This window comes from Neorhizobium petrolearium (assembly GCF_017873175.1).
In the GTDB taxonomy this organism is placed as follows: domain Bacteria; phylum Pseudomonadota; class Alphaproteobacteria; order Rhizobiales; family Rhizobiaceae; genus Neorhizobium; species Neorhizobium petrolearium.
This window is the reverse complement of sequence record NZ_JAGGJW010000011.1, coordinates 206,284-232,704: the sequence shown is the minus strand read 5'-3', so window position 1 is coordinate 232,704 and position 26,421 is coordinate 206,284. Positions and strand designations below refer to the sequence as shown.

The following is a 26,421-nucleotide window of genomic DNA, read 5'->3' as shown; positions in this document are numbered from 1 at the left end:
GATCAGACGTGGGCCTCGGCCTCGCGCTGCTTTGCGAGTGCGGCCAGATCCGCTGGCTTCAGCTCGACGGACTCGCCGCAGCCGCAGGCGGATGTCTGGTTGGGATTGACGAAGGTGAAGCCGGACCGCATCTTCGTGACTTCGAAATCCATTTCGGTGCCCAGGAGATAGAGGACCGCAGACGGTTCGATCCAGACCTTGGCGCCATCCCGCTCGATCAGATCGTCCTTGGCATTGGGTTCGGTGACGAGATCGATCGTATATTCCATGCCGGCGCAGCCGCCCTTCTTGATCCCGACGCGAACACCTTTCGCATCCGCCCCGGAATTGGCCACGATCTGCTTGACGCGCGCCGCTGCGGCATCGGTCATTGTCATCACTGCAAAGCCCATGGGCCTTTTTCTCCTTCCACAACCGGATTCAAGGTCCGGCGCTTCACGATTCAAATGTAATGTCCTGCCGTAAACGGATCAATACCAACCCACGGCAACCTGAGCTTCTTCGGACATTCGTTCCGGCGTCCACGGGGGATCAAAGGTCATCTCGACCTCGACGCCCGAGACGCCCTCCACGGCACCGACTGCGTTCTCCACCCAACCGGGCATCTCGCCAGCCACCGGGCAACCGGGGGCGGTCAGCGTCATGACGATCTTCACCATGCGATCGTCTTCGATATCGATCTTGTAGATCAGGCCGAGCTCGAAGATGTCAGCCGGGATTTCAGGGTCATAGACCGTTTTCAGCGCGGCAATGATGTCGTCGCTGAGACGGGCGAGCTCGTCGGCAGGAATGGCGGACTGGATAATCCCCTCGCGGGCATCCCATTTCAGTTCCGTTTCATCGACAGCCATGGCGAAATCCTCAGGCAAAGAAATTACGCGCGTATTCCAGCGCATCCGCAAGCGCGTCCACTTCGGCACGCGTGTTGTACATGCCGAACGATGCCCGGCATGTGGAGGTCACGCCGAAGCGTTTCAAGAGCGGCATGGCGCAATGGGTGCCGGCACGCACCGCGATACCTCTGCGGTCGATCACCATCGACACGTCATGGGCATGGATGCCGGCAAGCTCAAAGGAGAAGATGCTGCCCTTACCCGGCGCATCGCCGATGATCCTGAGCGAGTTGATCGCCCGAAGCCGCTCAGCCGCATAGGCTGCAAGATCCGCCTCGTGGCGGGCAATTGCCGCACGGCCGATCTTTTCCATGTAATCGAGAGCATAACCGAGCCCGATCGCCTGAACGATCGGCGGCGTGCCGGCCTCGAAACGGTGCGGCGGATCATTGTAGGTGACGTTCTCCTCCGTCACCTCGAAGATCATCTCGCCGCCGCCCTGGAAGGGTCGCATCTCCTTGAGGCGATCCATCTTGCCATAGAGCACGCCGATGCCTGACGGGCCGTAAAGCTTGTGTCCGGTCATCACATACCAGTCGCAATCGATATCGCGGACATCGACCGGCATATGCACGGCCCCTTGGCTGCCGTCGATCAGCACCGGAATGCCCCGCTCGTGCGCGATGCGGCACACCTCCTTGACCGGGACGACCGTTCCGAGCGCATTCGACATATGGGTGATCGCGACGAGCTTGGTCTTCTCGGTCAGCGACTTCTTGAAGTCCTCGATGTGGAAAGCGCCTTCGTCATCGACCGGCACCCAGACGAGCTTCGCGCCCTGCCGTTCACGGATGAAATGCCAGGGCACGATATTGGAATGGTGCTCCATGATGGTGACGACGATCTCGTCGCCCTCGCCGATCCTCGGCATGCCCCAGCCATAAGCGACCGTGTTGATCGCCTCCGTCGAGTTCTTAGTGAAGACGATCTCGTCGACCGACCCGGCATTCAGGAAACGGCGCACCTTTTCACGCGCCGCCTCATAGGCCTCCGTCGCAGCATTCGAAAGGAAATGCAGGCCACGATGGACATTGGCATATTCGTGCGAATAGGCATGGCTGATCGCATCAATCACCGCCTGCGGCTTCTGCGCCGACGCGCCGTTGTCCAGGTACACCAGAGGCTTGCCATGCACCATGGTCGACAGGATCGGGAAATCCCGGCGGATCGCTTCGACGTCGTAAGCGGTAACCGGTGTTGTCTGGTCCATTTTCAGACCCTTTCATGTCGCTCCCTAAGGAGCTACCGCAGAATGTTTTGGTTTCGCAGCAGTTGCCGCTTGCTCTACGTCATCCTCGGGCTTGTCCCGAGGATCTATCCACGTCTACGTTCTTGAACTGGCTTAGATCCTCGGGACAAGCCCGAGGATGACGGAGGAGAGATTGCCCCTCCGTCAGCACGCTCAGGCATGCCTTTCAAGCCAGGCCGAAATGACGCCTTCCAGTGCCTCGACCAGCTTCTCGTCCTCGAGTTCCTCGACGATCTCCGCCACGAAGGCGTGGACCAGCATGGCCCGCGCCTTGTTCTCCGGAACGCCCCGCGCCATCATGTAAAACAGATGGTTCCTGTCGATGTCCGCAACTGTCGCACCATGGCCGCAAACCACGTCGTCGGCGAAGATTTCGAGCTCCGGCTTGGCCGAGAACTCGCCATTGTCCGAGAGCAGCAGCGTGTTGCAGGCCATCTTGGCGTCGGTCTTCTGGGCATCCGGAGCAACCCGGATCATGCCCTGGAAGGCGCCGCTGGCCCGATCGAAGACGACGCTGCGGATGATTTCCGTGGAATTGGTGTGCGGCACGTTATGGCCGAGAACCAGCGTCACGTCCGTATGGCCTTCTCCGCCGAGAAGATTGACGCCGCGCAGCGTCAGATCGGCGCCCTCGCCTTCGACGTCGATGCGCAGTTCCTGGCGCACCAGCTTGCCGCCGGCATTAACGACGAAGAGTTTCAGCTTCGCGTTCGTCCCGAGCTTGACGCGAATCTGGCCGAGATGGGTATCGGCAGCGCCCTGGCTCTGCAGGATGATCCAGGTGATCTCCGCACCATCCTCCAGCACGATGTCACTGATCGATGACACGAGCGCTGCATCATCCGTCACCGACCGGTGACGCTCTATGATCGTCGCCTTGGAGGCCGCACCGAAGGAGACCGGGAAACGCGTATGGATCTGCCCCCCTGCATGGAGGACCTGCAGTTCGATCGGCTCTTCCAACTCCGCATTGGCAGGAACCGAGATCGCAAAGCCGTCGCGTACGAAGCTGCCGTTGATGCGACCGATCGCATCGTCCCTGTCGAGCGCCGTCAGGCCGGCGACGGCCGAACCATCGGCGAGCTTGTCCTTGAAGTGGGCAATCTCAATTCCGTCGGCCGAAGCGCCGTCATCGGCATCCCCCTGCAGCACCGAAAGGACAACCGAACCCTCGACCAGCGGCGCTAAGGGATCGATCGCACTGACCGGCGCCGCCTCGGGGACCGTCCGCAACAGGGTTTTCAGGTCCGTATAATGCCAGGCCTCGATCCGACGGGTCGGAAGACCGGCCTTCTTCAAATCGTCCAGAAGCCGGTCGCGCGTGCCAGCGACCGCGCCATTGCCCGGCAATTCGCCGAACTGGGCGCCGAAGGCTTCAACCAGAGCGGTTTCCGCGACCGTCATCCGACCAATAGGCTGGTTTGTCGTCTGCATGTTCATGACACCATCCTTCCCGCGCGCTTAAGCCGCTTCTTCAATGATGTCGGCATAGCCATTCTCTTCCAGTTCGAGCGCGAGCGCCTTGTCGCCGGAGCGGATGATCTGCCCCTTGTAAAGCACATGCACGCTGTCGGGCACGATATAATCGAGCAGGCGTTGGTAATGGGTGATGACGATCACCGCACGGTCCGGCGACTTCAGCGCGTTGACCCCGTCGGCGACGATCTTCAGCGCATCGATGTCCAGACCGGAATCAGTCTCATCCAGGACGCAAAGCTTCGGCTCAAGCAGCGCCATCTGCAGGATTTCCGCGCGCTTCTTTTCGCCGCCGGAGAAACCGACGTTCAGCGGACGACGCAGCATGGCCTGGTCGATCTTCAGCTTCTCGGCAGCGTCCTTGACGCGACGTATGAAGTCCGGCGTCGTCAGCTCGGCTTCGCCGCGCGCCTTGCGCTGTTCGTTCATCGCCACTTTGAGGAACTGCATGGTGGCGACGCCCGGGATTTCGACCGGGTACTGAAACGCGAGGAAGATGCCCTTGGCGGCACGTTCGGCGGGATCGAGTTCGAGGATGCTCTCGCCGTTATAGAGGATGTCGCCCTCGGTGACCTCGTAGTCCTCGCGACCCGACAGGATGTAGGAGAGCGTCGACTTGCCGGAGCCGTTCGGCCCCATGATGGCGGCGATCTCGCCGGGCTTCACGGTGAGGTTCAGGCCGCGGATGATCTCGGTGCCGTCTTCGGCGATGCGTGCGTGCAGGTTCTTGATCTCAAGCATAATTCTTATCCTTCCGGATTTATTCGGTGACGCGTCAATGCGCGATATTCAGACAGCGGGCCATCAGCCCACGGAGCCTTCCAGCGAGATGCCGATCAGCTTCTGGGCCTCGACGGCAAACTCCATCGGCAGTTCCTGGATGACGTCCTTGACGAAGCCGTTGACGATCAGCGCGATCGCTTCCTCTTCCGGAATGCCGCGCTGCATCACGTAGAACTTCTGGTCGTCGGAAATCTTCGACGTCGTCGCCTCGTGCTCGACTTGCGCGGAGGCGTTCTTCACGTCGATATAGGGCACGGTATGCGCACCGCACTTGTCGCCGATCAGCAGCGAGTCGCAGTTCGTGAAGTTGCGGGCATTCTCGGCGCGGCGATGGATCGACACCTGGCCGCGATAGGTGTTGTTCGACTTGCCGGCGGAGATGCCCTTGGAGATGATGCGGCTCGACGTGTTCTTGCCGAGATGGATCATCTTGGTGCCGCTATCGATCTGCTGATGGCCGTTGGATACGGCGATCGAATAGAACTCCCCACGGCTGTCGTCGCCACGCAGGATACAGCTCGGATATTTCCAGGTGATCGCCGAGCCGGTTTCCACCTGGGTCCAGGAAATCTTAGAGCGCGCACCGCGGCAATCGCCGCGCTTGGTGACGAAGTTGTAGATGCCGCCTTTGCCTTCGGCATCGCCCGGGAACCAGTTCTGGACGGTCGAATACTTGATCTCGGCATCATCGAGCGCCACGAGCTCGACAACAGCGGCATGAAGCTGGTTCTCATCGCGCTGCGGTGCCGTGCAGCCTTCGAGGTAGGAAACGTAGGCGCCTTCCTCGGCAATGATCAGCGTGCGCTCGAACTGCCCGGTGTTTTTCTCGTTGATGCGGAAATAGGTAGAGAGCTCCATCGGGCATCTTACGCCCTTCGGCACGAAGACGAATGACCCGTCGGTGAAGACCGCCGAGTTCAGCGTCGCATAGAAATTGTCGGAGGCAGGAACGACGGAACCGAGATACTTGCGGACCAGATCGGGATGTTCGCGAATGGCTTCGGAAATCGACATGAAGATCACGCCAGCCTTCTTCAGCTCTTCCTTGAACGTGGTCACGACCGAGACCGAATCGAAGACCGCGTCCACGGCCACTCTCGGCTTCTCGACGCCGGCGAGTATCTCCTGCTCCTTGAGCGGAATGCCGAGCTTCTCGTAGGTCTTCAGAAGCTCCGGATCGACCTCGTCGAGCGACTTCGGACCACCAAACTTCTTCGGTGCCGCGTAATAGTAGAGGTCATTGAAATCGATCTTCGGATAGTCGACGCGCGCCCAGGTCGGTTCTTCCATCGTAAGCCAGCGGCGATAGGCGTCGAGACGCCATTCCAGCATCCAATCCGGCTCCTGTTTTTTGGCCGAAATGAAGCGAATGATCTCTTCCGAAAGACCTTTTGGAGCCTTGTCCACTTCGATGACGGTCTCGAAACCGTATTTATACTGGTCGATATCAATCCGGCGGACCTGATCGACTGTTTCCTGGACGGCAGGCATATCATTCTCCAATTCTTGCCGGTTCAAATTCCGGCAATTCTTGTCAGCATTCCGGGGGGACAAACGCCTCCCTTATGTAGTGGCCAAAAGGCTGTTTTCACACCTTTTGGCAAGCGGAAATTTGCGTTTCCGCAAATTCGACAAAATCAGGCCGCTTCGCCCGTCGACCTCCGGCGGCTGGCAATCTTGGTGAAAGCCGCAAGCGCCCGCGAGATGTCTTCGTCGGTCGTATCAGGCCCGAGCGAAATCCTGAGCGCGCCGAGCTTGGGATCGCACCCCATCGCGCTCAGCACATGGCTTTCGCCCACTTTTCCCGAAGAGCATGCAGAGCCGGCCGACAGCGCGATGCCTTCGAGATCGAAGGCGATCTGTCCGGTTTCGGACTTCAGACCCGGCAAAGTGAAGAAGCAGGTATTCGCCACACGCGGGACTGTTTCGCCATGGATGATAGCATCCGGCGCCGCCTGACGCATGCCCGCCTCCAGCCGGTCACGCAGACGAGCGATTGTGGCGCTGCGCTCTTCGAGATTTTCAAGCGCCGCGGCTGCTGCCGCACCAAAGCCGACGATGGCATGAAAATTCTCGGTGCCGGAACGATGGCCCTTCTCCTGTCCGCCACCGCGGATCAGCGGCTTCGGCATCAGCACCTCGCCGCGCGAGACCAATGCACCGACGCCCTTCGGGCCGCCAATCTTGTGGGACGAGAGGATCAGGAAATCCGCGTCCAGGATATTGATATCAACCGGCACGCGGCCGACCGCCTGCACGGCGTCCACCACCATCAGCCCGCCATGCGCATGAGCAATCGCGGCGGCTTCCGCCACCGGCTGGATGATGCCCGTCTCGTTGTTGGCCAGCATCACAGCCACCATCGGCAGACCAGAACTGCGATCATGGCCGGCGAGCAGGTTTTCGAGCGCCGCCAGATCGACGATCCCATCGCGATTGACGGGCACCTTCGTGACCCGCTCCGGGTCGAGACGCCCGCCTTCACGGATCGCCGGATGTTCGATCGCCGAAACATAGAGCCGGCTGACCGTCAACGGGGCGCGACCCATCCGGAATTCGGGCGTCAGCACATGATTGGCCGCTTCCGTCGCTCCGCTCACGAAGGTCACATGCGGCGCCTCGGCACCCACGAGAGCCGCCACCTGCCGCCGTGCCGTTTCCAGCAGGCCGCGGGCCGCCCTGCCCTCGCCATGCACCGACGAAGCATTGCCGGGCAGCCGCAACGCATCCAACATGGCAGCGCGAGCCGGCGCACTCAAAGGTGCGGTCGCGTTCCAGTCCAGATATGTGCGGTTTGGCGCCATTGCCTGATCGATTTCCGTTCCTAGATAGCAGTCAAATCTCACGAATGCGGAGAATTCCGCATTTTTGTTGAAATTTCCGCCAGCCTTGCCTTATGAGACATCGCATCGGGCTCCATTTCGAATGGCGCCCAAAGTTTCGAATGGTTCTAAACTGAGTTGTAGAAAAGCTGAGCGACTTCGTCAAGTCAAACTCGACGTGATGACGACCTGTTCGGAACCAGAGCACGTTGACCGGAGTACCAATGCCCGAAGTCATTTTCAACGGCCCTGCCGGCCGCCTGGAAGGTCGCTATCAGCCGTCCAAGGAAAAGAGCGCCCCGATCGCCATCATCCTTCATCCGCATCCGCAGTTCGGCGGTACGATGAACAATCAGATTGTCTACCAACTCTTCTATATGTTCCAGAAGCGCGGCTTCACGACGCTTCGGTTCAATTTCCGTGGCATCGGGCGCAGCCAGGGCGAGTTTGACCATGGCGCCGGCGAGCTTTCCGACGCGGCTTCCGCGCTCGACTGGGTGCAGAGCCTGCATCCCGATTCCAAGAGCTGTTGGGTTGCAGGTTATTCCTTCGGGGCCTGGATCGGCATGCAACTTCTGATGCGCCGCCCGGAGATCGAAGGCTTCATGTCGATCGCGCCGCAGCCGAACATCTACGATTTCGCCTTTCTTGCGCCTTGCCCCTCGTCGGGCCTCATCATCAATGGGGATGCCGATAAGGTCGCACCGGAAAAGGATGTCAACGGCCTTGTCGAAAAGCTGAAGACCCAGAAGGGAATCCTGATCACCCACCGTACCGTCGAAGGCGCCAACCACTTCTTCAACGGCCAGGTGGAAGCCCTTATGGCGGAGTGCGAAGACTATCTCGATCGTCGTCTCAATGGGGAGCTGGTGCCGGAACCGGCCGCCAAACGCATCCGCTGAGTCGCTCCGATACTCTTGTCAAACGGCCGCCCCGGCGGCCGTTTTCATTTCACGACCCTGATCGGTCCAGAAGGCGGAAACCCCGGATGCGCTTGCTTGACGCAATTGCGGCCGGTGCGTTTCGCTTCGTAGAGAGCGGCATCAGCTTTGCGCATCGCGTCGGCGAGTTCGCCTCCCGGAGCAAGCTCCGCGACGCCGAAGCTGGCGGTGACGGTAAAGGACGATGGCAGCGCGCTGATGCGGATCCCCATCGTCCCGGCCCGAAGCGACTGCGCAAAAATCAGTGCCATCTCTATCGTCGTATTCGGCATGAAGACACCGAACTCCTCACCGCCGATGCGGCCGACGACGATCGAATTGGCTGCGTTCGTCTTTAAGAGCTCGCCGAAAGCACGGATCACCAGATCACCGCCATGGTGGCCATAGGTGTCGTTGATGCTCTTGAAGTGGTCCAGGTCGCAGATAATCACCGCGTGCAGAACATTCGGCTCCCTCACTATCGCCGCCTTCACGCCGTTCTCGAAGCCTCGGCGATTGGCGAGACCGGACAATGCATCCTTTTCAGAATTGCTGCGCTCGTCGGCCATGATTTCCAGCACCAGAACCGAAAGCAGGGTCAGCCCGACTGCGACCATCAGCACGGCTGTCGAGCTTTGCGAAATCAGCGCATAATTCGTGTGGATGTAATCCTTGGCGGTCGTCCCCGCTCCCGCCAGCACAGCCATGCCCGCCTTGCCGAAAAAATGCAGGCCGGTGACCAGGAGCAGGCCGCCGAGCGCCCGATCAATCGCGAGCCGGCGCGCGGAGGACAGAACCGCAAACGCGCTGGCCAGGACCACCAAAGCGAAAGGTGTCTGATACGAGAAAGCATGCAGGACAGTCCCGCGCGGCAGGTTGTATATCAGGACATCTAGAATCGTACAGGCAACCAGGAAGCAGATTGCGAAAAGCAGATTGCTCTTCCGGCCATACAGGTCCCCGATGCCGATCCTCAGCAGGATCATGCCGCCGAGCACGGTCGCGAAGGCGCCGATCGCCCAAAATCGGGTCAGGGCGGTGTAGGCGACCAGCAGCTCGCAGATCGCCGAGAGCGAAGCGACTGCAAAGCCGGCCGCGAACCAGAGCGCAGCACTTCGCGAGCGGCTGCGAGTCGATACAACCGCGAAGACCAGCGAGAAGGAAATGGCGATGATAAAATTCACCGCCAGGAAGAAGGTCGCCCCGTTCATCAACCCTCAGTGCATACCGCTGCACGCCACCCGTTTACCGTGTTCCATGAAAGATGTTAAATGCGCATGAACAAGAAACGGTTAATACCTGAAATATTGGCGACAATCAGCGTGTCCTGCGTGCCTCCGTATGGTTGCGACTCTTCCATTCCTCGCATTGATCGTTCCACGCATCACTTTTGAAGTGATTGCGGGCAAAAACAGTGCTAGACGCGCCCCACACAGCGAAAACACATCCCTGCCAGAGATTGATCATGTCCAGGTTCAAGTCCGATTTCCTCCGCACGCTCGACGAGCGTGGTTTCATCCACCAGATTTCCGATCCAGAAGGCCTGGACAAGCTTGCTGCAACCAGCCGCATCAGCGGTTATGTCGGGTATGATGCGACCGCGACATCGATCCATATCGGCAACCTCATAACCGTGACGATGCTGTACTGGCTGCAGGAGACGGGCCATCAGGCGATCAGCCTCATGGGCGGCGGCACGTCCATGGTCGGCGATCCGTCCTTCCGCGATGAACAGCGCCAGCTTCTGACGCCCGAGAAGATCAACTCGAATATCGAGAGCATCAAGAAGGTCTACTCCAACATTCTCCGTTACGACGGGGCCAATCCAGCCATCATGGTCAACAATGCCGACTGGCTGATGGAGCTGAAGTATGTCGATTTCTTGCGTGACGTGGGCCGCCATTTCTCGGTCAACCGCATGCTCTCCTTCGACAGCGTCAAGCTGAGGCTCGACCGCGAACAGTCACTATCCTTCCTTGAATTCAACTACATGATCATGCAGGGTTACGATTTCACCGAGCTCAACCGTCGCTATGGCACGGTGTTGCAGATGGGTGGATCGGACCAGTGGGGCAACATCATTAACGGCGTCGATCTTTCCCATCGCATGGGCGGACCGCAGCTCTATGCTGTCACGACACCACTGCTCACGAAGTCTTCCGGCGAGAAGATGGGAAAGTCGGCGTCGGGCGCAGTCTGGCTGAACGGCGACCTCTTCAGCCCCTATGATTTCTGGCAATACTGGCGCAACACCGAGGATGCGGACGTTACACGCTTCCTGAAGATTTTCACGCGCCTGTCGCTTGACGAGATCGCGCGGCTGGGTGCGCTCGGCGGTTCGGAAATCAACGAAGCGAAGAAGATCCTGGCAACCGAGGCGACCGCCATCGTGCATGGCCGCGAAGCGGCGGAAGCTGCCGCGGAAACCGCGCGAACCACGTTCGAGGAAGGCGGACTTTCCGAAAACCTGCCGTCCGTCGAAGTTCCAGCCGCCGAACTCGATGCCGGCGTCGGCCTTCTGTCGCTGATGGTGCGTGCGGGCCTCGCAGGCTCGAACGGCGAAGCCCGCCGACATGTCCAGGGTGGCGCGGTGCGCCTCAACGATCAGTCCGTTACCGACGAACGCAAGACGGTGGGTGCGGGCGAGATCACCGGCGACGGCGTCATCAAGCTTTCGCTCGGCAAGAAGAAGCACATCCTGGTGCGCCCGGTCTGATCCAGTCCCGCAATTTGCAAACAAAGTTGGGCCGCGTCTGCGGCCCTTTTTTATTGAAACTCGAATATCTGCCGGAAAATGCCCGGAGCGATCAGCGACAGCGGATTGACGGTGAGCTTTGGCTTGTCAAACGGGCCTTCCAGCTTGAAGGTAATACCGAGCAGGCCGCGATCACGTCCGTTGCCGAGGATGGCACCGATCAGGGGCAGTTCGCCGAAGAGACGGTTCAATCCATAAGCGGGCATGAATGTTCCGGTCATGTTCATATTGCCTTTGGAATCGCGCACCAGGCCCTGGAAGGTCGCGCCGATCTGTTCGCCGCGCACCACGCCGTTTTCAACCGCGAAAGCCCCGTCGCGGTAAAGAAGGCTCGCAAAACCACGCTGGAATTTGGCCGAGGTGACGTCGATATTGCGCTTCGTCGCGGTGCTCAGGCTCCGCCCTTCCCGATCCGGTGTCGAAACCAGCGACTGGAGCTTCTGTTCGTTGACGAGCGAAAAGTTGCGCAGATCGATGGATCCCGTCCAGGCGTTGCCATTCGCCTTCAGCCGCAGGTTCAGGAGCCCGCCACGCATGTTGTCGTAAAGATCCGTGAAGCGGATCACCGCGCCTGCATCTCCGCTGGTGATGGAGACCGTATTGCCGCCATTCATCTCGCTGATCACCGCCTGGCCGCTGCCGGTCGCGGCGGAGAAATCCGCAGTCGTGACATCTCCATCGCGCCTGGAAACCAACAGCGACACGTTGGTCAAGGTCTGGTCGTTGAAGCCGATCATGCGGTCAAGTTTGGCTCGCACCGTTACGTCATCGTCGTCGCTGCCACCACCTTTCCCCTTTTCCTCTGCCCTCAGCTTGGTGATGACCGGCCGCATATCCATTACGGAACCGGTGATCGATATGTCGAAATTGCTCTTCGCTCTCTTTACAGCGACCGCATAATTGTCGGCAGGCGAAAGCTGGACACGCGAGAACTCGGCCGAGGTCAGTTCGCCACTATTGAGCACCAGGCCTCCCCGCGCGCCAAAACCATCGCCGGATAGCTCGAAATTGCGGATGGTGGCGTGATCTCCTTCCTCGGAAAGCTCGAACTGGGCCTTGGCTGGGATACCGCTCCCCTTGGTCCAGCCGAGCCATGGCACGGAGAGCGCCGCCCGGCTCAAATCCAGCGCAACGGCTTGCCGGCTTTCATCGAGCCGCGTCAATTGCGCCGTGACCGTCCCGTCGATTATCTCGGAAAGTCCGGGAACCAGCTTCTCGCGCTGGTCGTTGTTGAGCACCGTCTTGATAATCCGCTCGCGTTTGACAAGTGATGCGCCATCAACCGGTTCAACGACCATGATATCCGCCGGCACCTCGTCGATCTCGCCCTTGGCGGCGAGCCGAGCGGCTTGCGTGTCGATATCCAGCGTTCCGTTCAGCGCACCGATCCTGCGACCGGAAAACTCGGTGCCGAGATCGACGTCATCGAGTTCGACATGGACGTTCCAGGTGGGTTTGGGTGGATTCTGGTCGTTAATCAGGCCCATGCGCGCCTTGAGATCGACCCGAGCATTGCCGGAGAAATCTTCCGGCTTGAACTCCGTTCCCTTGAGAGCATTGATCGGTCGGAAATTCGCAAGTTCCGTCACTGCGTCCGCAGGTCCTGCAAGTCTCAGCGAAAGATCAGCCATCAAGGGCCTGTCATAGGTGGCGGGAATGGAGAACCGGCCATTCTTCACAGAGACGGACCGTCCCGACGGAAAGAATGAGGCCGCATGGGCGATATCGAACTGGAGCACCTGTCCTTTTAGATCGAAACGGCCCTCGATGTCACGGAGCGGTGGGATGTCGCCAGGCAGGTTGATCCGGGCATTGGCAAGATCGAAACTGATCTGCAGCTCGTTCCCGTCGAGTTCCATCGGAATGCCAGGGCCTTTCATACGGCCTGCCGGAATGAAGACGGCAATCGAGCCATTGGTCACGGTCCCGCCGAACATATTGCCCATGACCCAATCGCGCGGCTTGCGCGCCATCCAGAAGGGCCAGAGTTGCTTGACGCCGGTCACTTCCATGTTCGGCAACTGTGCACCGAAGCTGATTTCCGGCGATTGATCGCCGAACCGGATTTTCAAAGCTCCGGCCATCCGTCCAAGAGGGCTGGAAACACCCATTTCATCGAACTGAAGCTCGCGATCAGCCGAAAGGTATCGACCTGTCGCCTTGAGATCGAACCGTGCAGGCTGTTCGCTTTCGGTCGCTCCCACAGCCGTGCCGCTGCGGATCAGAAGGTCCAGGCCGAAGCCAAGGCGCCGATCGTCCGGATTCAGTCGGTTGAGATCGATGACCGCTCCCGTGAACGGCAGGACGGTCGGACCGAAACGGGCTTCCGACTGCAGGAGTTCGATCGAGTCCTTGGCAAAATCGTAGGCGATATTGATGATGGCGCCAGTAAAGGTCTGCTGGATGCCGTCGAAATAGAAATAGCCCGGAGACTGGCGAAGCGTTGCGGTGATGGCAGGCTTCGTTGTCTCGCGCGCGCGGACGGCGGCAAGGTCGAGATCCAGCGAACCTTCGATCCCCTCGCGCGGCGCTCCCTCCTCGGTTCGCTGCAGCAGGAAGGACGTGACCTCGAGACCCGTCAACCTCGCCGATAAGGATGTGGTGACGCCCTCCACGGTCCTGGACGCGGCCGTCAGCACGGCCTTGCGGCCATTGAGGCTGATCGCACCATTGATCTCCACCTCGCCCTCGATGCTGCGGGTCAGCTCGAGACTATCGACGACCAGCATGATTGGTCTCCGCCCAGGGGCAGCAGGCAGCAGGATTTCGATGCCGGAGATACGAACAGAACCCGTGCCTGTGCGTTCAATGAGGCCACGCGCCTCATCGAGACGTTGAAAAGCCTGTTCCAGCAGAGCGGGCATGGCGTCGATCCGCACCTCGGACAGCGGCAGCGGATCGCCGGACGGCAGTTGTGCCGTGTTGAGGTGGATGTTTTCCGCCTCCATCTGCTTGATGGATATCCGGCCACCGAGAAGCGCCAGGGGATCGATCGCCATGCGCATGGCGCCCGTCTGGCTCAAATGTTTCCCCGTTGCCTGTTCAACGATATCGACGTCGCGCGCCTCCAGGGCCAGACGAAAACCCGAATCGAAGCGGATGACAGTCGAACCGACCGATGCAGCATAACGCGGGCCGATCGCGTCGTTGAGCGCGCTTTGGGCGCGCGTCGAAAGCGCTCCGTCGACCGCTCCGCCTTCGATCGCGAAGACGGCGCTGCCGAGTGCGAGAAGCACCAGCATCAGGAGCAGCACGACCGTCCTGCCGAATCGCTTCACGCGTTTTGGCGGCGGCGGGCAATGGACGATGATCGGATCTTCCGCCTGTGCAGAGGGAAGTTCGTGCAGCGGAATGATGTCCTTCCGGCTGAAACTGACCCTTTCTCCGCGAATTTCCGCCATCAGGTTGAAACTATCTTTCCATACTCGCAAGTGATCTGGACGCCGCGGAGGCCAGTATATACCGATTGCGGCGACAATCACTCAAGATACCGGCAAAAGAAAGGAAATCCATGTCCCATTTGATGATCGGCGACATTGCACCGGACTTCGAGCTTCCACGCGACGGAGGCGGCACCGTTTCCTTGCAGGCTTATTCGGGTAAACCGATCGTGCTCTACTTCTATCCCAAGGACGACACGGACGCCTGCACCAGGGAGGCGATCTCGTTCTCCGGGCTTTTGCTGGAATTCGAAAAGGCAGGGGCAAGCGTGATCGGGGTGTCTCCCGATAGCGTCAGGAAACATGACAAGTTCGCCAAGAAGCATGAGCTTTCGGTCATCCTCGCCTCCGACGAAGACGCAGCCCTTGCCAATCTCTACGGCGTCTGGAAAGAAAAGAAAATGTATGGCCGCACCTATATGGGTGTGGAACGGACGACCTTCCTGATCGGCGTGGACCGGCGAATCGCAAAGATCTGGCCGAAAGTGAAGGTCACGGGCCATGCCGAGGAGGTGCTGGAAAGCCTGAAGGCACTGTAAGCAGAGGAATCCGATGACGGACACGTTTTCGATCACGTCGCTGAGAGGCGGCGCAACGACTGCGATCCTTTCGGCCGATCTAGACATCAAGACGCGGCTCGCGCAGGAGACCGCCACCCGTTGGTTCGAACGTCGGCTGTCGCTGCGCTCGCCGCTCGACCCGTCGCTGCCCGAGCGGCCGGGACGGCCTGAAAAGCCTGAACTCGTGCCGCCGAAAGCCGTCGAAAAACGCTCGCTGCATACGCTGAACGGCCGGATCGCGACGCTGCATGCGATTGCCCATATCGAGCTTAACGCCGTCGACCTGGCACTCGATATCGTCGCCCGCTTTGCGACCGAAGCGGTGCCGAACTCCTTCTTTGACGGCTGGATGCAGGTCGCGTTCGAAGAGGCCAAGCATTTCCGCATGATCCGCGCACGATTGAACGACCTGGGAGCCGATTACGGCGATATGCCGGCTCATGACGGGCTCTGGCAGGCAGCCCACTCGACCCGCAACGATCTGACTGCGCGGCTCGCCGTCGTACCGCTCATCCTGGAAGCGCGGGGGCTCGACGTGACGCCGTCGCTGCAGACCAAGATGCGCGAGACGGGCGATCTGGAAAGCGCGGCGATTCTCGATGTCATCTACAATGACGAAAAGGGTCACGTAGCGATCGGCGCGAAATGGTTCCGCTTCCTCTGCGCCCGAGAGCGAAAAGATCCGGCAGCGACATTCCAGCAACTGGTGCGCGCCAATTTCCGAGGCTCCCTCAAAGCGCCGTTCAACGACATCGCCCGCGCCGAAGCTGGTCTCACGCCCTCGTTCTACCGCTCCCTGACGTCCACCAGCAGCGCCTGAAATAAGCATTCATTAACCTTAACCATGTGTAATCCATCCAACGGAACGGATGGCATCTCCGGGAGATTCACGTGGCGAAGGGAAGCGAAAAACGGGCGTTTGGGAAGCGTGCGCCTCAGCACGTCCTCATTCTCGCCAGCGGCGAAAAAATCCGCCACATGACCATTCGCCCCTGGATGGCGGCTCTGACCTTCTGCTTCTTCGGTGTGTTTACGATCGGCTACCTTGCGGCGACCTCCTATCTCGTCATCCGTGACGACCTGGTCGGCGCGACCATGGCGCGCCAGGCCCGCATGCAGCACGATTACGAAGACCGCATCGCGGCGCTGCGCGCTCAACTCGACCGCATTACTTCGCGCCAGCTTCTCGACCAGCAAGTCGTCGAACAAAAGGTGGAAAAGCTGCTTGAGCAGCAGAACGCTCTCTTCGATCGGCATGGCAAGCTCGGATCGCTGCTGAACCGTGCTGAAGAATCCGGATTGACTGCGCCAGAGACGCCTGCCCCGGCCTTCCAACCGATCAAGAAGGAGCGGCAGGCCTCGCTTTCCGGAGGAAGCGGCTTCCAGGCCATCGACAAGCTGCTCTCCGGCAAGACTTCCGCCACTCCGCTCGATACGACGAGTGCGCTTGGGTTTGTGCCGCTGCGCGACAACATTGCCGATCGGGCTGATCGCGTTTTTTCCAATGTGACGCTATCGTTGAAAAACATAGAGAAGGAACAACTCGCCAAGATTGCCAATCTGACAACCGACGCTTCCGCTACGGCGGATGCGATTACCGCGATCCTCAAGCGCACCGGCGTTCAGGTAGACCCTGCACGAAAGGCTTCAGGAAACACAAGCGAAGGCGTGGGCGGCCCCTATGTAGAGCCGCAAATCGAATTCAGCGGTTTCGATGTTTCGCTCGATGAGCTCGACGCTGCACTCAGCCGGCTGGAAAGCGTGCGAGAAACGGCTCGCGACCTGCCCTTCGGCAATCCAGCACCCGGCCATGAGATAACCAGTCGCTACGGCAACCGCATCGACCCCTTTCTCGGCCGGCTGGCCCTGCATGCGGGCATCGATTTCCAGGCGGATACCGGCCAGGCGATTGTGGCAACTGGCGCCGGCAAGATCGTAACCGCCGGGCCTTCCGGCGGTTACGGCAACATGGTCGAAATCGATCACGGCCAGGGCATCACCACCCGTTATGGACATATGTCGAAGATCCTGGTCAAGGAAGGTGATATGATTTCCGTCGGCGATGTCATCGGGCGGGCAGGCTCGACCGGTCGTTCCACCGGTCCACATGTGCATTACGAAGTCCGCCGCGACGGCAATCCGGTCGATCCTATCCATTTCCTCAACGCCGGCATGAAGCTCACGACCTATCTCAATTGAGCCTTTTGTTTTGACGAAAGACAATATCCCTGCCGCGCAAACGATAGCCGGCTTGACTATTTAGTATCTTCATTCACCAATCGGGCAGCCGAATTGCCTGCTTTCCTTGACTTTCGGGCATTTTGGTCCTATGTCGCGGCCAGTCGCCAGACATTTGCGCGTCGACCTGCACAGTGTTCGCTTAAGAACCGGAACGGAAACAGAACTCCCTTTGACCACATTCGCTGATCTTGGCCTGAGCCAGAAAGTCCTCTCCGCGGTCGCCGACGCGGGTTACACAATCCCCACACCGATCCAGGAAGGGGCAATTCCCCACGCGCTGCAGCGGCGCGATATCTGCGGTATCGCCCAGACTGGAACCGGCAAGACGGCTTCCTTCGTTCTGCCCATGCTGACGCTTCTGGAAAAGGGACGAGCCCGCGCCCGCATGCCGCGCACGCTCATCCTGGAGCCTACCCGCGAGCTCGCGGCCCAGGTCGCCGAAAATTTCGACAAATACGGCAAGAACCATAAGTTGAACGTCGCGCTGCTGATCGGCGGCGTCTCCTTCGAAGACCAGGATCGCAAGCTCGAACGCGGTGCTGACGTGCTGATCGCGACACCGGGCCGCCTGCTCGATCACTGCGAGCGCGGCAAGCTTCTCATGACCGGGGTTGAGATCCTCGTTATCGATGAAGCCGATCGCATGCTCGACATGGGTTTCATCCCGGATATCGAGCGGATCGCCAAGATGATCCCCTTCACCCGGCAAACCCTGTTCTTCTCGGCCACGATGCCGCCGGAAATCCAGAAGCTGGCCGACCGCTTCCTGCAAAATCCGGAGCGGATCGAGGTGGCTAAACCCTCGACAACCGCCAAGACCGTGACGCAGCGCCTCGTCGCCTCGCACAACAAGGATTACGAGAAGCGCGCGGTGCTACGGGATCTGATCAAGGCGCAGGACGACCTCAAGAACGCAATCATCTTCTGCAATCGCAAGAAAGATGTCGCAGACCTGTTCCGCTCGCTGGAACGACATGGTTTCTCGGTCGGCGCCCTGCATGGCGACATGGATCAGCGTTCGCGCACCACCATGCTGGCGAATTTCAAGGAGGGCGGCATTCAGCTCCTCGTGGCCTCCGACGTCGCTGCCCGAGGCCTCGATATTCCGGACGTCGGCCACGTCTTCAATTTCGACGTGCCGATCCATGCCGAAGATTATGTCCACCGCATTGGCCGCACCGGCCGTGCCGGGCGTTCGGGCCGTGCCTTCACCATCGTCACCCGCTCCGACACCAAATATCTCGATGCCATCGAAAAGCTTATCAACGAGAAGATCGAATGGCAGGACGGTGACATTTCCGCGCTCCCCGCTCCCATGGAGAGCCACGACGATCAGCGTGGCCGCAAGGGTCGCGATCGTGATAAGGAGCGCGGCCGAGGCAGGCGAAGCGATTCGGGCCGCGGCAGCTCTGTTCATAGGGCTGACACGAAGAACCAGGATAATCAGGGCGAGGCCGAAGAGGCATTCGACAAGTCGGGGGCGGAAAACGTGAAACCGGAACGCAAGACGGACAGGAAGCCGCAGAACGCGAGCGGCAACCGCAACACGCGGCCGAACCCCGCCAACGACGACAACCGCGAACGTCGTGCCCGTTATCATCGCGATCATGATGATGGCCCGACACCAGTCGGCTTCGGTGACGATATCCCCGCCTTCATGCTGATCGTTGCCAACGCCAAGGCTTAATTCAACGTGACAAGACCGGGCATCGATTTTCCGGGCGTAGGCGCCGGGCTCGTAATCCTGCGCGACGACGGCAAGGTTCTGCTGTGCCGCCGCATGAAGGCACCGGAAGCCGGTTTCTGGAGCATCGTCGGCGGCAAGGTCGATCTTATGGAGCTGTCCGCAGACGCTGCCCGCCGCGAGGCGGAAGAGGAAACGGGCCTCAGAATCGGCAAAGTCGAATTTCTCTGCGCTGCCGAGGAGATAACCGAAGCCGACCGGCAGCACTGGATTTCGATGATTTATGTCACGCGCGACTTCATCGGCGAACCGACGCTCATGGAACCGGATAAGCTATCGGAGATCGGCTGGTTCGATCCGCAGAACCCGCCGCAGCCGCTTTCGGTCTTCTGCGTCAAAGCACTGGCCCAGCTCGCAAATCAGCGATGAGAACAACGCCGCTCCGGCGAACCAGAGCGGCTATCTTGATAAAATCATTTTGTTTCTATTCTCGGACGTGATCCTGGTCGATAGTCTCGGCAGCCCGCGTCCCCATTACGAAGCAGATGATAAGCTTCCCTTAGTTTCCCGATCAACCTGCGAAATCTTGCACTGTCGGCGGCGACGCTTCGCATTCAGGCTTTCGCGTTTGCCCGCACGGCCGCCTCAAAGGCGAGCCTGACCCATTTCCGCATCTCGTCAGGATCATCATAGGCCGCGTCCGGAACAGACCAGTAGGGCATGGGCACAGGCGTGCCCTTCTTGTTCTGATAGACCCATTGGCGCGCGCCGGCCGCCTCGAATTCCGGACCGCTCAGGTCATCCGCCTTCAAAAGGACCTCGTCGCGCAGATCGATCGCGACGATCAGGCCCTGGTGATAGACACCCTTGCCGCCGAACATGCGACGGATCGAGACCGGACCCAAGCCTTCGAACATTTCCTCGATGCCGGCATTATCCATCGCCTATCCCCTCAATATGCCGCCTGCAGCCGTCACCGCTTCGGGCGTATCGACGTCTAGATGCGCGGCCGGCCCGATATCGACATCGATCACCGACAGGCCGGAGTTCTCGATGATGGCGCGGGCGCCGACGTCGCCTTCAAGCCTCAGGACCGCGTCATAGGCAATGCGCGGCAGGATGATCGGATTGCCGCGCTTTCCCTCCGAGACGGAACGCACCACCACACCGCCGCCCGCCTCGCGGAAAGCGGAAACAAGCATGTTCACATGCTCCGCCGTCACACCCGGCATGTCTCCCAGCATGACGAGGACACCATCTCCCGACGCCAGTTCCGGCGCGGAAAAACCCGCGACCAACGAACTTGCCATGCCGGAGGGATAGTCCGGATTGAATTGGCTGCGAATATCAAGACCGGAAAGCGCCGCCTCGACCTCCTCCCGCCGATGCCCCGTGACGGCAACGACCGGCGCGGCCTGCGAGGCCAACAGCATTTCGGCCACGCGGCGGACGAGTGGCACACTATCGAATTCCGCCAGCAGCTTGTGCGGGCCATCCTTGCCCATGCGCCGTGCCTGCCCCGCAGCAAGCAGCAAGGCCCCCACCGAGAGAAGTTTCGCTTTCTCCGTCGTGGCGTCGCGCGGACGCGGCCGGGTCGGAATTTCCATCAGAAGCCCGCCGACCCCCATGCCCGTGATATCGAACGACGTGGGCGTCTCGCCGGCCATCAACCGGTTCAGCACCCAATCGAAACCATTCTCCTTGGGTGAGCGGGCGCAGCCCGGCGCACCGAGCACCGGCACATCACCGATTCGCCCGAGTACCAGCAGATTACCGGGATCGACCGGCATGCCCACCTGTTCCACATCGCCGCCCGCAGCTCGGATAGCCGCCGGAATTACATCATCCTTATCGGCTACCGCGGAAGCGCCGAAGACAATAACCATAGCCGGCTCATTAATTTCCTGCAGCATAAGCTGTTGAAAAACCTCGGTCAGTCGTTCGGCAGAATGCGGAATCCGGATTTCCTTTATTAGCCGGCTACCGGATAATGCAAGTCGATGTTCGAGAAGCCTTGCGGTCCGATCCATAACCGAAGCTTTCAGCGATGGAAGTTCGGTCGCCACCAGAGTCACCGCTCGGGGACGGAAGGTTTTTACTTCGAAAGCCACCGATTCTGCGAGAAGAGAAACGGCCTGGGCGATCTTCTTGCCGCCAACCGCCAGAGGAATGATCTTGACGGTGGCCACCATGTCGCCAGCGCGCACCACGACGTGGTCGGCTAGACAGGCGAGCGTGATTGCCGGATCGATGCGGTTCAGTGCATCCACCACCGTCTTGTCGGCGACGAAGAGGCCGTCGACCTTGGCGTAGACGTTGACCCGTCCCGTCGTCGCTTCCGAAAACCGCAGGTTGTCGGGCGGGATTGCACCGGCGATCGTCGCGGCCGCCTCGTCCTCCAGCAGATCGCCGGAGTCAAGCCGGACGGCGACGACCGATGCGATTCCTTCTTCGGAAAGCCGGACAATGTCCTCTCGCGAAAGCACCTGCCCTTTCGATATCCGTCCGGAGGACAAGCGGATGCTGTGCGCCAGCACCGTGCCCCCCGCTTCCTCAAGCTGAAAGGTTCCGTATTTCATCGCGTCACTCCGCAGCGACAAGCTCGCGGCGACGGAAGGCCTGGACGATCTGGGCAAGCGTCGCAAGCGCAATTTCCGCCGGGCTTGCGGCGCCGATGTCGAGACCGATGGGTGCAGCAATCCGGCCGATCTCGTTATCGGTGCGGCCCATTTCCTTCAGTCGCTCGACACGCTTCGCATGGGTCTTGCGGCTGCCGAGCGCGCCGACATAGAAACAGCCGGCCCTGAGTGCCTCCGACAGCGGGAAATCATCGATTTTCGGATCGTGGGTCAATGCAGCCAGTGCCGTATAGGCGTCCAGCGGCCGGTCTTTCAGCACATCCTCCGGCCACTCGGCGATAAGCTCGACGCCCTCGAAACGTTCCTCCGTCGCGAAGGCGGTGCGCGGATCGATGATCGTCAAATCATAACCGGCAACCGGCGCCAGCCGCGCCAGCGCCTGGCTGATATGCACGGCGCCGATCACCACGATGCGCGGCGGCGGCAGATGCACATTCAAAAAGAGAGAGCGCCCTTCGACGTCCACTGTGCCCGCCTTGCCGCTGCGGAAAGCCTTGGCGACTTCCTCGCCGAGCGGGCCGGACACGTCCTCGCCTTCAAGGATCACCTGGACCTTGCCATCGGAAATGTCGGTGACCGAAATCGCGGCCTGGCGGGCACGCCGGGCCGCATTCAGTTTCCTCAGTGCTTCGAACTGCATCAGCCGAGCCTTTCCACATAGACCCGGATCTTGCCGCCGCAGGACAAGCCGACGCGCCAGGCGGTTTCGTCCGCCACGCCGAATTCCAGCATCTTCGGCGTGCCGGTCGAAATCACGTCGAGCGCCTCGGTGATGACCGCGCCTTCGACGCAACCTCCGGAGACGGAGCCTTCGAAATTGCCCTCGCCGTCGATGACGAGGTGGCTGCCGGCAGGGCGTGGCGCCGAGCCCCAGGTGTCGATTACCGTGGCGATTGCAACATCGCGGCCAGCCTCCTTCCAGCTCTCGGCCGTGGCCAGCGGGTCCAATATTTCGGAAACAGTCATGCGACCCTCCTCATATCCAGATAGCGCCGCGGGTCCGCGGCCTTTGTATGATCATCCGACAACACAATGGCAAGATCGGCAAGCGACTGCAGATTGTGGACGGCGCGAAATTCGTCCACATGCGGCAGCATGGCGCGCACACCGCGCGCCCTCGCCTCGAAGCCGTCGAATCTGAGCAGCGGATTCAGCCAGATCAGCCGCCGGCAGGAACGGTGCAGCCGATCCATTTCCTTTTCGAGTTCCTCGACACCGTCGCGTTCCAGCCCGTCGGTGATGAGAAGCACCACGGCGCCTTGCCCCAGCACGCGCCGCGACCAGAGGCGGTTGAACTCGGCGAGCGTCGCGCCGATCCGCGTGCCGCTCGACCAGTCGCGCACGGCCTCCGTACAGCCCGACAGCGCCTCATCCGGATCGCGACGACGCATCTGGCGCGTCACGTTGGTCAGCCGCGTGCCGAACAGAAAGGTGTGCACCCGCGTTCGCTTCTCCGTCAGCGCATGCAAGAAATGGAGAAAAATGCGCGTGTACTGGCTCATCGAGCCGGAAATATCGGCGAGCACGACGAGCGGCGGCGGCGCCCTGCGGCGTTGCCGGAAGCGCGGAAGAATGAGATCGCCGCCGCTCCGCATCGCCTGGCGCATGGTGGCGCGCGGATCGATCCGCTGAGGACGATTCGAGGGCCGGAAACGGCGCGTCATCACCTGGTCGAGCGGCAAAGCGAGCTTTTGGAGCTCACGCCTTGCCTGCGCCAATTCGGCGGGGGTCATCTGGGCGAAATCCATCCGCTTCAGCACTTCGCTGGCAGACGTTGTGAAGCGGGAATCCACCTCGACTTCCGGCGGTTTTCTGCTCGGGTTTTCCGGCTGGTCGGCGGTCAACGCGTCGCTGACGCGGGCAGCACCGGCTTTCTGCTTTTCCGGCTCGCGGTTATCGGCGGCCTTCGGCGACATCATCGCGATCATCTTGCCGACGAGATCGCGCGAACGCCAGAAGAGTCGGAATGCCTCATCGAAGACCGGCTGGTCCTCGTGGCGCTTGACGAAAACGGCCGAAAGCGCCGCATGAAATTCCTCGCGCGAACCGATGCCGATCGCATCGATGGCAGCGATCGCGTCGACGGCAGCGGCCGGGCCGGTCTTCAATCCGGCACGACGAAGCACGCGGGAAAAATAGACGAGATTGTCCGCAAGCCGCCCGTCACCAGCCGCAACCGGCGGAACGATCGCTCCTTCTTGGCCAAGTTCCACTGCCATCGTCCTATCCCGCCAAAAGTTCCGCCTTGACCTCGTTGAGCACCCGCTCACCCTCGCCGCCCCTGATGCGGGCGATGTCATCCTGGTATTTCAGGAGCGTACCGAGCGTGTCGGCAATCGTTTCCGGATCGAGCGCGATGCGGTCGAGTTCGGTCAGCGCCGTCGCCCAGTCGATAGTCTCCGCTACGCCCGGATTCTTGAAGAGATCGAGCGTCCTTAGCTTCTGCACATACGCGACGACCTGTCGCGACAGCGTCTCGGCGCATTGCGGCACCTTGCGGCGGATGATTTCCAACTCCTGCGCCGCATCGGGATAATCGACCCAGTGGTACAGGCAGCGGCGCTTCAACGCATCGTGGATTTCGCGGGTGCGGTTGGTGGTGATGATGACGATCGGCGGCTCCGCGGCCTTGATCGTACCGAGTTCCGGGATCGTCACCTGGAAGTCCGAGAGCACTTCCAACAGGAAAGCTTCGAAAGCCTCGTCGGTGCGGTCGAGTTCGTCGATCAGGAAGACCGGCGCCGGGCCGCCCGCCTGCCCCAGCGCCTGCAGCACCGGACGGCGAATCAGGTGGCGTTCGGAGAACAGGTCGGCCTCCAGCCGCTCGCGATCCTCGATACCCGTCGCTTCCGCAAGCCGGATGTCCAGCATCTGTGCCGGATAATTCCATTCGTAAACGGCAGACGAAATGTCGAGGCCCTCGTAACACTGGAGGCGGATCAGCGGGCGCCCCAGCGCCTTGGCGAGCGTCTTGGCGATCTCCGTCTTGCCGACGCCTGCCTCGCCTTCGAGAAAAAGCGGCCGTTTCATCTTCAGCGCCAGGAAGATCACCGTCGCGAGCGACCGGCCTGCAAGATAATCCTCCTTGCTCAACAGCGAGATCGTCTCGTCGATCGATCGAGGGAGCGATTGGGGAATAGAGGTGGGCAAAGTGCCCGTTTTCCCATCCGGCATATTCATACCCTTTCAAACGACGTTCTAGAGCGTGCGAAAACCCCGGTCCAGATAGATGAGCGACGGCGCCTCCGGGCCGAAATGGATGGCTTTCACCTCACCGAACATAACAAAATGCGTCGAGACATGCTTGATGTCGGTCAGCCGGCAATCGAAGCTCACCACGGCGTCGGCCAGTACCGGCGCACCCGTCGCAAGCGTCGTCCAGGTTCCCAGTGCGAAACGTTCTCCCGCCGGCACGCCGCTCAAGCCAGCAAAGGCTGTCGCAAGTGTTTGATGACTGGCGGCCAACGAATTCAATGCGAATATGCCGCTCCTTTCGAAGATCGCGTTATTGGCATTGCTGTGATTGAGGCATACCAGCACGGTCGGCGGATTATCCGAGGCGGAGCAGGCCGCGGTCACCGTCACGCCGCGCCTAACCCCTTCGAATTCCGTCGTCACCACCTGAACATGGCCGGCATAACGCGCCATACCGTTGCGATAGATAGCGGGATCGGGAAAAGTCTGGTCCGACAAAGGCATCTCATAAAAGCATCGAGGACAATCGCAGCCCTTCTTCTTTCGAGATATGGTGGCAAAGATGCTTGATGTCCACGTCCATTGCGGCTTTTTACCATCGCCGGCCGATTCTCTTTGACGGCGGCGACGAGAAGGCTAAATGTGGCCTGAGGTTGAATGCCAGAGCAAAGCATGACAGCAAGACGTTTCATCATCGCCGGCCTGCTGGCTTCGCTTGTCGGATGCGGATCTGCATCCGCTGCAGTGATCGGCGTCGTGGCGCCGCGCTCCGGCCCGTATGCCTCCCTCGGCACCCAGATCGTTCAGGGCGCACGCGCAGCAGCCGAGGCGGCAGGCGATACGGTTGTCGAGGTGGATGAAAGCTGCGAGGAAAGCAGTGGCGGTGCCATCGCCAGGAGCCTTGTGGACGCCAGGGCCGCTGCGGCGATCGGTTTCCTCTGTGTCGAAACCCTTACCACCGCGCTGCCACAATTGAAGGCGGCACAGATCCCGGCCGTCAGCATTTCCGTCCGCTCAACGATCCTGATGGAGGATGCGCTGCGCAACGGCTGGCTTTTCTTCCGCATGGCACCGGTCGAAGGCGACGAAGCAGAAAAGCTTGCCGAAATCATTCTCGAACTCTGGAAGGCCGAGCCGATCGCGCTCGTCGAGGACGGCACGATCTACGGCCGCGAGTTGGCCAGCGCCATTCGCCAGCGTCTGGAGCCGATGGGGATCACGCCGGTCTTTACCGACACCTTCCGCCCCGGCCAGGAACAACAGGTGGCACTGGCACGCCGCCTCGCCAAGGCGGGCGCCACACATGTCTTCGTCGGCGGCGACCGCAACGACATGGCGATCATCGCCCGCGATGCGGCATCGGAGGGCATCCCGTTGACATTGATCGGCGGCGACACGCTTCGTGCCGCCAACCGGCCTGTGCCGTTGCGTGACGGTGTGCTCGCGGTAGCGCTTCCCGATTATGCGACCCTGCCCTCGGCTGCTACTGCGATCACGGCGCTGCAGGCAAGGAATATCGATCCCGATGGCTATGTCCTGCCGGCCTATGCCGCGGTAGAAGTCGTGCATCAGGCAATATCGAGGGCTGGCAACAGGCCAGCGACCGCAGCAATCGCCAGCGGCTCCTTCAATACGGCCATAGGCCCGATCGCCTTCGGTGCCGACCAGGAACTGAAGGAGAATCCATTCCGCCTGCTCGAATGGCGCGGATCGGCCTTCGCCCTCTCGCATCCGGCAACCGAGTGACGATTGTTCATGAAGCCT

Annotated in this window: 24 protein-coding genes; 8 read left to right on the top strand and 16 right to left on the bottom strand. The window is 60.6% G+C overall.

The window, feature by feature from the left end; genetic code table 11:
- Positions 1-2: 2 nt before the first annotated feature.
- The 7 genes from sufA to J2046_RS21585 all read right to left on the bottom strand — a co-directional run bounded on the left by sufA (position 3) and on the right by J2046_RS21585 (position 7,205).
- Positions 3-392 (bottom strand): Fe-S cluster assembly scaffold SufA, encoded by a 390-nt coding sequence (gene sufA / locus J2046_RS21615; RefSeq protein ID WP_210055455.1) that lies wholly within the window; start codon positions 390-392, stop codon positions 3-5.
- Positions 393-470: 78 nt separating this feature from the next.
- Positions 471-851, bottom strand: coding sequence for an SUF system Fe-S cluster assembly protein (locus J2046_RS21610; protein ID WP_210055453.1), 381 nt, complete (start codon positions 849-851; stop codon positions 471-473).
- Between the two features lie 10 nt (positions 852-861).
- Positions 862-2,103: a cysteine desulfurase gene (locus J2046_RS21605; protein ID WP_210055451.1), complete on the bottom strand. Its 1,242-nt coding sequence runs from the start codon at positions 2,101-2,103 to the stop codon at positions 862-864.
- 192 nt (positions 2,104-2,295) lie between these two features.
- Positions 2,296-3,582: a Fe-S cluster assembly protein SufD gene (gene sufD, locus J2046_RS21600; RefSeq protein ID WP_210055449.1), complete on the bottom strand. Its 1,287-nt coding sequence runs from the start codon at positions 3,580-3,582 to the stop codon at positions 2,296-2,298.
- Positions 3,583-3,603: 21 nt separating this feature from the next.
- Positions 3,604-4,359, bottom strand: a complete 756-nt coding sequence (sufC, locus tag J2046_RS21595; protein ID WP_210055448.1) for a Fe-S cluster assembly ATPase SufC — start codon at positions 4,357-4,359, stop codon at positions 3,604-3,606.
- A 63-nt stretch (positions 4,360-4,422) separates the two neighbouring features.
- The gene (sufB, locus tag J2046_RS21590; protein ID WP_210055446.1) at positions 4,423-5,892 is read right to left on the bottom strand and encodes a Fe-S cluster assembly protein SufB; all 1,470 of its coding nucleotides are present in this window, start codon (positions 5,890-5,892) and stop codon (positions 4,423-4,425) included.
- Between the two features lie 146 nt (positions 5,893-6,038).
- Positions 6,039-7,205 carry a cysteine desulfurase family protein gene (locus J2046_RS21585; RefSeq protein ID WP_210055444.1) on the bottom strand — a complete coding sequence of 389 codons (1,167 nt, stop codon included), beginning with the start codon at positions 7,203-7,205 and terminating at the stop codon, positions 6,039-6,041.
- Positions 7,206-7,447: 242 nt separating this feature from the next.
- Between J2046_RS21585 and J2046_RS21580 the strand changes: the two genes are divergently transcribed.
- Positions 7,448-8,125, top strand: a complete 678-nt coding sequence (locus tag J2046_RS21580; protein ID WP_037146789.1) for an alpha/beta hydrolase — start codon at positions 7,448-7,450, stop codon at positions 8,123-8,125.
- A gap of 44 nt (positions 8,126-8,169) precedes the next feature.
- On the opposite strand, the gene J2046_RS21575 is transcribed toward J2046_RS21580, so the two are convergent.
- Positions 8,170-9,354, bottom strand: a complete 1,185-nt coding sequence (locus J2046_RS21575; RefSeq protein ID WP_210055442.1) for a GGDEF domain-containing protein — start codon at positions 9,352-9,354, stop codon at positions 8,170-8,172.
- Positions 9,355-9,608: 254 nt separating this feature from the next.
- On the opposite strand from J2046_RS21575, the gene tyrS reads away from it, so the two are divergent.
- On the top strand, positions 9,609-10,859 hold the full coding sequence (tyrS, locus tag J2046_RS21570) for a tyrosine--tRNA ligase (RefSeq protein WP_210055440.1): 1,251 nt from the start codon (positions 9,609-9,611) through the stop codon (positions 10,857-10,859).
- Between the two features lie 50 nt (positions 10,860-10,909).
- Here tyrS and J2046_RS21565 read toward each other — a convergent pair whose 3' ends face one another.
- On the bottom strand, positions 10,910-14,299 hold the full coding sequence (locus tag J2046_RS21565) for a YhdP family protein (protein WP_210055438.1): 3,390 nt from the start codon (positions 14,297-14,299) through the stop codon (positions 10,910-10,912).
- 110 nt (positions 14,300-14,409) lie between these two features.
- On the opposite strand from J2046_RS21565, the gene J2046_RS21560 reads away from it, so the two are divergent.
- The 5 genes from J2046_RS21560 (at position 14,410) to J2046_RS21540 (ending at position 19,252) form a co-directional block, all read left to right on the top strand.
- A complete protein-coding gene (locus tag J2046_RS21560; RefSeq protein WP_210055436.1) occupies positions 14,410-14,877 on the top strand; it encodes a peroxiredoxin in 468 nt (155 codons plus the stop codon).
- A gap of 13 nt (positions 14,878-14,890) precedes the next feature.
- On the top strand, positions 14,891-15,718 hold the full coding sequence (locus tag J2046_RS21555; RefSeq protein ID WP_210055434.1) for a ferritin-like domain-containing protein: 828 nt from the start codon (positions 14,891-14,893) through the stop codon (positions 15,716-15,718).
- Between the two features lie 71 nt (positions 15,719-15,789).
- Positions 15,790-17,097 (top strand): M23 family metallopeptidase, encoded by a 1,308-nt coding sequence (locus J2046_RS21550; RefSeq protein ID WP_325169775.1) that lies wholly within the window; start codon positions 15,790-15,792, stop codon positions 17,095-17,097.
- Positions 17,098-17,308: 211 nt separating this feature from the next.
- Positions 17,309-18,826 carry a DEAD/DEAH box helicase gene (locus J2046_RS21545; RefSeq protein ID WP_210055433.1) on the top strand — a complete coding sequence of 506 codons (1,518 nt, stop codon included), beginning with the start codon at positions 17,309-17,311 and terminating at the stop codon, positions 18,824-18,826.
- 6 nt (positions 18,827-18,832) lie between these two features.
- Entirely contained in the window at positions 18,833-19,252 is a 420-nt protein-coding gene (locus tag J2046_RS21540) for an NUDIX domain-containing protein (protein WP_210055431.1), read from the top strand.
- A gap of 185 nt (positions 19,253-19,437) precedes the next feature.
- Here J2046_RS21540 and J2046_RS21535 read toward each other — a convergent pair whose 3' ends face one another.
- The 7 genes from J2046_RS21535 to J2046_RS21505 are packed head-to-tail and all read right to left on the bottom strand — an operon-like array spanning position 19,438 to position 25,161.
- Positions 19,438-19,764, bottom strand: a complete 327-nt coding sequence (locus J2046_RS21535) for a TfoX/Sxy family protein (protein WP_210055429.1) — start codon at positions 19,762-19,764, stop codon at positions 19,438-19,440.
- Positions 19,765-19,767: 3 nt separating this feature from the next.
- Positions 19,768-21,402: an NTP transferase domain-containing protein gene (locus tag J2046_RS21530; protein ID WP_210055427.1), complete on the bottom strand. Its 1,635-nt coding sequence runs from the start codon at positions 21,400-21,402 to the stop codon at positions 19,768-19,770.
- A 4-nt stretch (positions 21,403-21,406) separates the two neighbouring features.
- Positions 21,407-22,102, bottom strand: a complete 696-nt coding sequence (locus J2046_RS21525) for an XdhC family protein (RefSeq protein WP_210055425.1) — start codon at positions 22,100-22,102, stop codon at positions 21,407-21,409.
- On the bottom strand, positions 22,102-22,428 hold the full coding sequence (locus J2046_RS21520; RefSeq protein WP_210055423.1) for an XdhC family protein: 327 nt from the start codon (positions 22,426-22,428) through the stop codon (positions 22,102-22,104). The genes J2046_RS21525 and J2046_RS21520 overlap by 1 nt, the downstream gene beginning before the upstream one ends.
- Positions 22,425-23,681, bottom strand: coding sequence for a vWA domain-containing protein (locus tag J2046_RS21515; RefSeq protein ID WP_210055421.1), 1,257 nt, complete (start codon positions 23,679-23,681; stop codon positions 22,425-22,427). The genes J2046_RS21520 and J2046_RS21515 overlap by 4 nt, the downstream gene beginning before the upstream one ends.
- Before the next feature lie 4 nt (positions 23,682-23,685).
- Positions 23,686-24,636 carry an AAA family ATPase gene (locus J2046_RS21510; RefSeq protein ID WP_210055419.1) on the bottom strand — a complete coding sequence of 317 codons (951 nt, stop codon included), beginning with the start codon at positions 24,634-24,636 and terminating at the stop codon, positions 23,686-23,688.
- Positions 24,637-24,660: 24 nt separating this feature from the next.
- On the bottom strand, positions 24,661-25,161 hold the full coding sequence (locus J2046_RS21505) for a flavin reductase (RefSeq protein ID WP_210055416.1): 501 nt from the start codon (positions 25,159-25,161) through the stop codon (positions 24,661-24,663).
- Between the two features lie 168 nt (positions 25,162-25,329).
- Between J2046_RS21505 and J2046_RS21500 the strand changes: the two genes are divergently transcribed.
- Entirely contained in the window at positions 25,330-26,403 is a 1,074-nt protein-coding gene (locus J2046_RS21500) for a branched-chain amino acid ABC transporter substrate-binding protein (RefSeq protein ID WP_210055414.1), read from the top strand.
- The last annotated feature ends 18 nt before the right edge of the window (positions 26,404-26,421 follow it).

Coding starts and splice junctions, on each gene's coding strand:
- J2046_RS21555 (WP_210055434.1), top strand. CDS start 14,891: ATGACGGACACGTTTTCGATCACGTCGCTGAGAGGCGGCGCAACGACT.
- tyrS (WP_210055440.1), top strand. CDS start 9,609: ATGTCCAGGTTCAAGTCCGATTTCCTCCGCACGCTCGACGAGCGTGGT.
- J2046_RS21560 (WP_210055436.1), top strand. CDS start 14,410: ATGTCCCATTTGATGATCGGCGACATTGCACCGGACTTCGAGCTTCCA.
- J2046_RS21525 (WP_210055425.1), bottom strand. CDS start 22,102: ATGCAGTTCGAAGCACTGAGGAAACTGAATGCGGCCCGGCGTGCCCGC.
- J2046_RS21535 (WP_210055429.1), bottom strand. CDS start 19,764: ATGGATAATGCCGGCATCGAGGAAATGTTCGAAGGCTTGGGTCCGGTC.
- J2046_RS21565 (WP_210055438.1), bottom strand. CDS start 14,299: ATGGCGGAAATTCGCGGAGAAAGGGTCAGTTTCAGCCGGAAGGACATC.
- J2046_RS21580 (WP_037146789.1), top strand. CDS start 7,448: ATGCCCGAAGTCATTTTCAACGGCCCTGCCGGCCGCCTGGAAGGTCGC.
- J2046_RS21575 (WP_210055442.1), bottom strand. CDS start 9,354: ATGAACGGGGCGACCTTCTTCCTGGCGGTGAATTTTATCATCGCCATT.
- J2046_RS21530 (WP_210055427.1), bottom strand. CDS start 21,402: ATGAAATACGGAACCTTTCAGCTTGAGGAAGCGGGGGGCACGGTGCTG.
- sufB (WP_210055446.1), bottom strand. CDS start 5,892: ATGCCTGCCGTCCAGGAAACAGTCGATCAGGTCCGCCGGATTGATATC.
- J2046_RS21610 (WP_210055453.1), bottom strand. CDS start 851: ATGGCTGTCGATGAAACGGAACTGAAATGGGATGCCCGCGAGGGGATT.
- J2046_RS21515 (WP_210055421.1), bottom strand. CDS start 23,681: ATGGCAGTGGAACTTGGCCAAGAAGGAGCGATCGTTCCGCCGGTTGCG.
- sufD (WP_210055449.1), bottom strand. CDS start 3,582: ATGAACATGCAGACGACAAACCAGCCTATTGGTCGGATGACGGTCGCG.
- sufC (WP_210055448.1), bottom strand. CDS start 4,359: ATGCTTGAGATCAAGAACCTGCACGCACGCATCGCCGAAGACGGCACC.
- J2046_RS21510 (WP_210055419.1), bottom strand. CDS start 24,636: ATGCCGGATGGGAAAACGGGCACTTTGCCCACCTCTATTCCCCAATCG.
- sufA (WP_210055455.1), bottom strand. CDS start 392: ATGGGCTTTGCAGTGATGACAATGACCGATGCCGCAGCGGCGCGCGTC.
- J2046_RS21520 (WP_210055423.1), bottom strand. CDS start 22,428: ATGACTGTTTCCGAAATATTGGACCCGCTGGCCACGGCCGAGAGCTGG.
- J2046_RS21605 (WP_210055451.1), bottom strand. CDS start 2,103: ATGGACCAGACAACACCGGTTACCGCTTACGACGTCGAAGCGATCCGC.
- J2046_RS21505 (WP_210055416.1), bottom strand. CDS start 25,161: ATGCCTTTGTCGGACCAGACTTTTCCCGATCCCGCTATCTATCGCAAC.
- J2046_RS21500 (WP_210055414.1), top strand. CDS start 25,330: ATGACAGCAAGACGTTTCATCATCGCCGGCCTGCTGGCTTCGCTTGTC.
- J2046_RS21585 (WP_210055444.1), bottom strand. CDS start 7,205: ATGGCGCCAAACCGCACATATCTGGACTGGAACGCGACCGCACCTTTG.